This is a genomic window from Pseudorhodoplanes sp. (assembly GCF_035565855.1).
Lineage (GTDB): Bacteria > Pseudomonadota > Alphaproteobacteria > Rhizobiales > Xanthobacteraceae > Pseudorhodoplanes.
This window is the reverse complement of the sequence record NZ_DATMRX010000050.1, coordinates 1-5,846: the sequence shown is the minus strand read 5'-3', so window position 1 is coordinate 5,846 and position 5,846 is coordinate 1. Positions and strand designations below refer to the sequence as shown.

General features: G+C 62.3%; 6 protein-coding genes. 4 read left to right on the top strand and 2 right to left on the bottom strand.

Annotated elements, in window-relative coordinates:
- Nucleotides 1-613: NAD-binding protein (locus VN004_RS02905; protein WP_325606828.1), on the top strand; the 613-nt coding region annotated here is incomplete at its 5' end.
- Here VN004_RS02905 and VN004_RS02900 read toward each other — a convergent pair.
- Nucleotides 610-2,100, bottom strand: coding sequence for an NAD(P)H-hydrate dehydratase (locus VN004_RS02900; RefSeq protein ID WP_325606826.1), 1,491 nt, complete (start codon nt 2,098-2,100; stop codon nt 610-612). The genes VN004_RS02905 and VN004_RS02900 overlap by 4 nt on opposite strands.
- A 253-nt stretch (nt 2,101-2,353) precedes the next feature.
- On the opposite strand from VN004_RS02900, the gene VN004_RS02895 reads away from it, so the two are divergent.
- The 3 genes from VN004_RS02895 to VN004_RS02885 all read left to right on the top strand — a co-directional run bounded on the left by VN004_RS02895 (nt 2,354) and on the right by VN004_RS02885 (nt 5,442).
- A complete protein-coding gene (locus VN004_RS02895; RefSeq protein ID WP_325606824.1) occupies nt 2,354-2,692 on the top strand; it encodes a P-II family nitrogen regulator in 339 nt (112 codons plus the stop codon).
- Nucleotides 2,693-2,759: 67 nt separating this feature from the next.
- The gene (glnA, locus tag VN004_RS02890; protein WP_325606823.1) at nt 2,760-4,172 is read left to right on the top strand and encodes a type I glutamate--ammonia ligase; all 1,413 of its coding nucleotides are present in this window, start codon (nt 2,760-2,762) and stop codon (nt 4,170-4,172) included.
- 118 nt (nt 4,173-4,290) lie between these two features.
- On the top strand, nt 4,291-5,442 hold the full coding sequence (locus VN004_RS02885; protein WP_325606821.1) for an acyltransferase: 1,152 nt from the start codon (nt 4,291-4,293) through the stop codon (nt 5,440-5,442).
- Here the strand turns inward: VN004_RS02885 and VN004_RS02880 are convergent.
- The gene (locus VN004_RS02880; RefSeq protein ID WP_325606819.1) at nt 5,429-5,647 is read right to left on the bottom strand and encodes a hypothetical protein; all 219 of its coding nucleotides are present in this window, start codon (nt 5,645-5,647) and stop codon (nt 5,429-5,431) included. The two genes, VN004_RS02885 and VN004_RS02880, sit on opposite strands and share 14 nt — an antisense overlap.
- Nucleotides 5,648-5,846: the final 199 nt, after the last annotated feature.

Genomic DNA, 5,846 nt, shown 5'->3' with positions numbered 1-5,846 from the left:
GGATCTGATCCTCGCCGGCGCCATCATCACCATCCTGGTCAACCCGTTTTATTTCGTAGCCGTCACCTATCTTAAAAAACGCCTCCAGATCATCGACCGAACCGTGCTCACCAAGGCGCCGCCACCGCCGGAGGAGCCGGAGGAAATTCCCGAGACCAGCCTCACCAATCATGCCGTCATCGTCGGCTACGGCCGTGTCGGCACCATTCTCGGCGCCCGCCTCAAGGCGGAAAATCAGCCTTACCTCGTCATCGAGGACCGCAAGCAGGCCGCCGAGACAATCCGTCAGAGCGGTATCGAGGTCGTTCAGGGCAATGCCGCCGACCCGCGCATTATCAAGGCGGCCAACTTGCCCGGCGCGCGCTGGCTGTTCATCGCAATCCCCGACGGCTTCGAAGCGGGCCAGGTCGCAGAGCAAGCACGCAAACTCAATCCCAAACTCGACATCATCGCGCGGGCCCATTCCGACGCCGAGGTCGAGCATCTCGAGAAGCACAAGGCCAACTTCGTCATCATGGGCGAACGCGAAATCGCTTACGGCATGCTGGAGCACGCCTTCGGCGCGTTCCCCGCCGAGCCGCAGCCGGATAATTCCGAGGCTCAGCCGTCTTAATTCAGGCGCCGCAATACGTGCGGCAGCGCCTCCGGCAGATCTTCCGAAATCAGCCCGCGGCCGGCGATTTGCCCGCATTCGCCATGCAGCCAGACCGCCGCACAAGCCGCCTCGAACGCCGGCATGCCTTGCGCGAGCAGTCCGGTGACAAAGCCTGCCAGCACGTCGCCGGAACCAGCCGTCGCGAGGTCCGCAGGCGCATTGGCCGCAATCGCTGCCCGGCCATCGGGAGCGGCCACGACCGTATCGGCGCCCTTCAGGAGCACTATCTGGCCGATGGCTTTGGCTGCGGCGCGGGCGCGCTCGATTTTCGACGGATTCTCAATGATTTCCTTTTGGCCGTTGAATAACCGGGCGAATTCGCCTTCATGCGGCGTGAGAACCGCTTCATGTGCCGGTTTAAGAGCTTTGGCGAGCACCGCCGCCTGACGCGAGAAGCTCGTGATGGCGTCGGCGTCGAGCACCAGTGAGCGCCGCGCCTTGGCGGCCGCCATCACCATGTTCTTCGTTGCCGTGCCCACGCCCTGACCCGGACCGAGGAGCACGGCATTCATCCGCTTGTCCTTGAGAAGCTGCGTCAGCCCCCTGGCACCCGCCGCCTGCCGCACCATGACCGCCGTGAGACTTGCGGCCAGCACCGGGATCGCATCCTTCGCGGCTGCCACCGTTACGAGCCCCGCGCCCACGCGCAGCGCGCCGCGTGCGGCAAGCCGCGCTGCGCCGGTCATGAACATCGGCCCGCTTACGACGATGGCATGGCCGCGGCTGTATTTATGGCCGCCCGGCTCCGGTTGCGGAAACGACGCCCGCCAAAGCGCGGGAGTGTTCTCGAACATTTGCGAGCCGCATGCCGTTACGGTCGCATCGGCAATACCGATATCCGCGACCCGCACTTGGCCGGCGAACAGTCTTCCGGGTAACAACAAGTGTCCGGGCTTCTTGCGGCAGAACGTAATCGTTTCGTCTGCCTGCACGGCGACGCCCCAAACGGCTCCCGTCGTACCGTCAATGCCGCTCGGCAGATCGACTGCGAGCACGTGTGCCCCTGCACTTCTGGCGGCGTTGATCGTCTCCACCGCCGCTGCAATCTCTCCGGTGAGAGGCCGTGAAAGTCCGGCACCAAACAGTGCATCGACCACTGCACCCGTTTTCATCAAGGCGTCTTTATCGATTGGCGTGATCTCGCCCGTCCAACGCTGCAAAGCGAGCGCCGCATCGCCCCTGACCGCGTCGCGCTCGCCGAGCAGCATTACGTGCACATTGCAGCCGCGCTCGGAAAGCAATCGCGCGCAGACGAAGCCATCGCCGCCGTTGTTTCCCGGCCCGCAGACCACCGCGACCGGCGTGCCGGCCTGATGCCGGGCAAGGATCGCGTCGGCGACTGCCCGGCCCGCCTTCTCCATCAGAACGATCCCCGGTGTGCCGGCCTCGATGGTGCGGCGGTCGGCCTCGGCCATTTCACGGGGCGTCAGAATTTCGTTCGTCATCCCATTTCAGTCCGTTTCAAAAAATGCACAACAATTGGGCATATTGGTCATTCTGCAGGCACCCGTTCTTTACCCACTTCGCTTAATGAGAAGGCAAACACACGTATCCTTTTGTAAATACTGGATTTATTGATGCAGGCGACGTTTGGCACAAGACCTGCAATTGCCTTCCTGCCCGGGTCCGTGTGAGCAGGCGGGAGCTGTTTGCGCGACACCGGGCGCCCGTTCCTCGGGCAGCCACGAAGGGAACGTCATGAAAAAGATCGAGGCCATCATCAAGCCGTTCAAACTCGACGAGGTGAAGGAGGCGCTCCAGGAAGTGGGGCTGACCGGCATCACCGTGATCGAAGCCAAGGGTTTCGGTCGCCAGAAGGGTCATACCGAACTCTATCGCGGCGCCGAATATGTCGTCGACTTCCTTCCGAAGGTGAAGATCGAAATCGTCCTGAACGACGAAATGGTCGAGAAAGCCGTCGATGCCATCCGCCGTGCCGCGCAAACCGGCCGCATCGGCGACGGCAAGATTTTCATTTCCAATATCGAGGAGGCGATCCGCATCCGCACCGGAGAGTCCGGCAGCGACGCCATCTAATCCGCTTTTCATCTCACAACCATCTTCCCCGGAACGGGGAACCGAACCGCCACAAGGGGGCAAGTCAATGACGAAGAATGCCAAGGATGTCCTGAAGCTGATGAAGGATCAGGACGTGAAGTATGTCGATTTCCGTTTCACCGATCCGCGCGGCAAGTGGCAGCATGTCACTTTCGACGTTTCGATGGTCGACGAGGAGATTTTTGCCGAAGGCACGATGTTCGATGGCTCGTCCATCGCCGGCTGGAAAGCGATCAACGAATCCGACATGGCGCTGATGCCCGATCCGACCACCGCCTGCATCGATCCGTTCTTCGCGGAGACGACGCTCTCGATCGTCTGCGACGTGCTCGAGCCGACTACGGGCGAGCCCTATAACCGCGACCCGCGCGGCATCGCCAAGAAAGCCGTCGCCTACATGAAGTCCACGAATATCGGCGACAACGTCTATTTCGGACCGGAAGCCGAGTTTTTCGTGTTCGACGACGTGAAGTTCAAGGCCGACCCCTATAACACCGGCTACAAGGTCGACTCGGTCGAGCTGCCGTCCAACATGGATACCGACTACGAAGGCGGCAACCTCGGCCACCGCATCCGCACTAAGGGCGGCTACTTCCCCGTCCCGCCGATGGACTCGGCGCAGGACATGCGCTCCGAAATGCTCGGCGCCATGGCCAAGATGGGCGTCGTCGTCGAGAAGCATCACCACGAAGTTGCTTCCGCGCAGCACGAGCTTGGCATGAAATTCGGCCCGCTGGTCACGATGGCCGACCACCTGCAGGTCTATAAGTATTGCATCCACCAGGTCGCCAATATCTACGGCAAGACCGCGACCTTCATGCCCAAGCCCATCTTCGGCGACAACGGCTCGGGCATGCATGTTCACCAGTCGATCTGGAAGGGCTCCACTCCGACCTTCGCCGGCAACAAATACGCCGATCTCTCGGATACTTGCCTCTCCTACATCGCCGGCATCATCAAGCACGCCAAGTCGCTCAACGCCTTCACCAACCCGAGCACCAACTCCTACAAGCGTCTGGTGCCGGGATTCGAGGCGCCGGTGCTGCTCGCCTACTCGGCGCGTAACCGCTCGGCTTCGTGCCGCATTCCCTTCACCTCCAACCCGAAGGCGAAGCGCGTCGAAGTCCGCTTCCCGGATCCGATGGCGAACCCCTATCTCGCCTTCTCGGCCATGCTGATGGCCGGTCTCGACGGCATCCAGAACAAGCTCGATCCGGGCGCTGCGATGGACAAGGATCTCTACGATCTGCCGCCGGCCGAATTGAAGGAGATCCCGACGGTCTGCGGCTCGCTCCGCGAAGCGCTGCAGTCGCTCGAGCAGGACAACGCCTATCTCACCAAGGGCGGCGTCTTCGACAAGGACTTCATCGACGCCTACATCGAACTCAAGATGCAGGATGTCATCCGCTTTGACCAAACGCCGCACCCCGTTGAATACGAGATGTATTACTCGTACTAATCGCAGCGGCAACGACCTCCATTAACGCTAAGGGCGCCTTCGGGCGCCCTTTTTTCTGATCCGGCACGCGGCTTGAAGCGTACTGGCCCGGTTGTTCCGAAACGACACGGGGGCCTTTGTGGCGTCGCATTCCATTTCGCCGGTTAAGCATGAGCATGTGCCGGTACTCGACCTGTTGCGGCTGTTCGCGGCGCTCGGCGTCGTGCTGTTTCACTATGCGTTCCGGGGCGCCGCCGCCGAGAACTTCACGGTCGTCAGCCTGCCATCGGTCGAATCCGTCGCCAAATACGGCTGGTTCGGCGTGCAGCTGTTCTTTGTCATTTCCGGTTTCGTGATCGCCCGCTCGGCAATGGGCCGCGGCCCTGTTCAGTTCGGCATCGCCCGTTTCGCCCGCCTCTGGCCGGCCTTCGTCGTCTGCACCACGTTAACCGCGCTCGTGACCTGGCTATGGGGCGCGCCCCGTTTCGAGACATCCGTCCCGCAATGGCTCGCCAATTTAACCATGGTGGCACCGGCGCTGCGCCAGCCGTTCATGGACGGCGCCTACTGGTCGATCGTCATCGAGATCACGTTCTACGCCTGGTTCGCCTTGTTCATGGCGCTCGGCCAATTCCCCAAGCGCACCGACGATATCGTGCTGGGCTGGCTGTCGATCGCGCTCGTCAACGAAGCGCTGATCCATTCTTCGATCATGCGGCATCTGTTCATGACCGAATATGCCGGCTTCTTCTGCGCCGGTATCCTGATTGCCGAGATCGCCGGCGGCCGCGGCGGCTGGCAGGCGCCGTTCCTGATCGTCGTTTCGACGGTGATCGCCTGCAGCGAGGCGCTGGTCGGCGCGCGCGAAACCGCCATCCACTACTCGGTACCGTTCAGCACCGCGATGATGATTACGCTCACCGTGCTCGCGGTGGCGCTGGTATGGCTTGCAAGCCGCATCCGCAGCCTGCCGCTACCGAAAGGCCTCGTGCTCGCAATCGGCGGCCTTACTTACCCGCTTTATCTTCTGCACCAGCATATTGGTTACATCGTGTTCAACCGGCTCCACGAGCACGCGCCCGCGTGGCTTCTGGTGCTCGGCATGACGCTCGCGATGATCGCGCTGTCCTACGCGATCTGGCGCTATATCGAACCCATCGGACGGCGGCTGGTGACGGTTGCGCTGAACGCGCTTGCTGAAATTGTGCTGCCGCCGCTCGCGCAGTTCGCAAGCTGGTATGCGCGGAAGGCTGCGAGCTGGATTTCCGGGGTGCCGGTCAGAATAAAATAAGCAGCAATGCCGCGAAGACGATGAGGCCGGCGACGAAGCCCGCCATCTGCTTCCAGGCATGGCTCTGCAGATATTCGCCGATCAGCGCGCGGTGCAATTCGTCCGCCGACTGATGCGGGCAGATCATGGCGCAGCCTGCGCCTTGCGCGGCGGCTTCGAGCCGCTCCAGCCGTTCATCGAGTTTGCGAGCCGCCCGTGTCGTCATGCGAGCAGTTTAGGCTCGCGATGGTTAACGAACTCCAACTTTCTGCCTCAGCGCGAGATTGGGCATCGCGAGCGGCGGGCTCGGCACGAGCACCGGCTCGTGCACCGACGGCGGCCGCGGTCCCGGCTGCTCGGGACGCCAGGCCTGCGCGCGATCGGGGTCGGCGATCTCGACGCGGTCACGGCCTCGTGCTTTTGCC

Bases quoted from the DNA above. Each gene is read 5' to 3' on its own strand.
- VN004_RS02900 (WP_325606826.1), bottom strand. From the start codon at position 2,100: ATGACGAACGAAATTCTGACGCCCCGTGAAATGGCCGAGGCCGACCGC.
- VN004_RS02895 (WP_325606824.1), top strand. From the start codon at position 2,354: ATGAAAAAGATCGAGGCCATCATCAAGCCGTTCAAACTCGACGAGGTG.
- glnA (WP_325606823.1), top strand. From the start codon at position 2,760: ATGACGAAGAATGCCAAGGATGTCCTGAAGCTGATGAAGGATCAGGAC.
- VN004_RS02880 (WP_325606819.1), bottom strand. From the start codon at position 5,647: ATGACGACACGGGCGGCTCGCAAACTCGATGAACGGCTGGAGCGGCTC.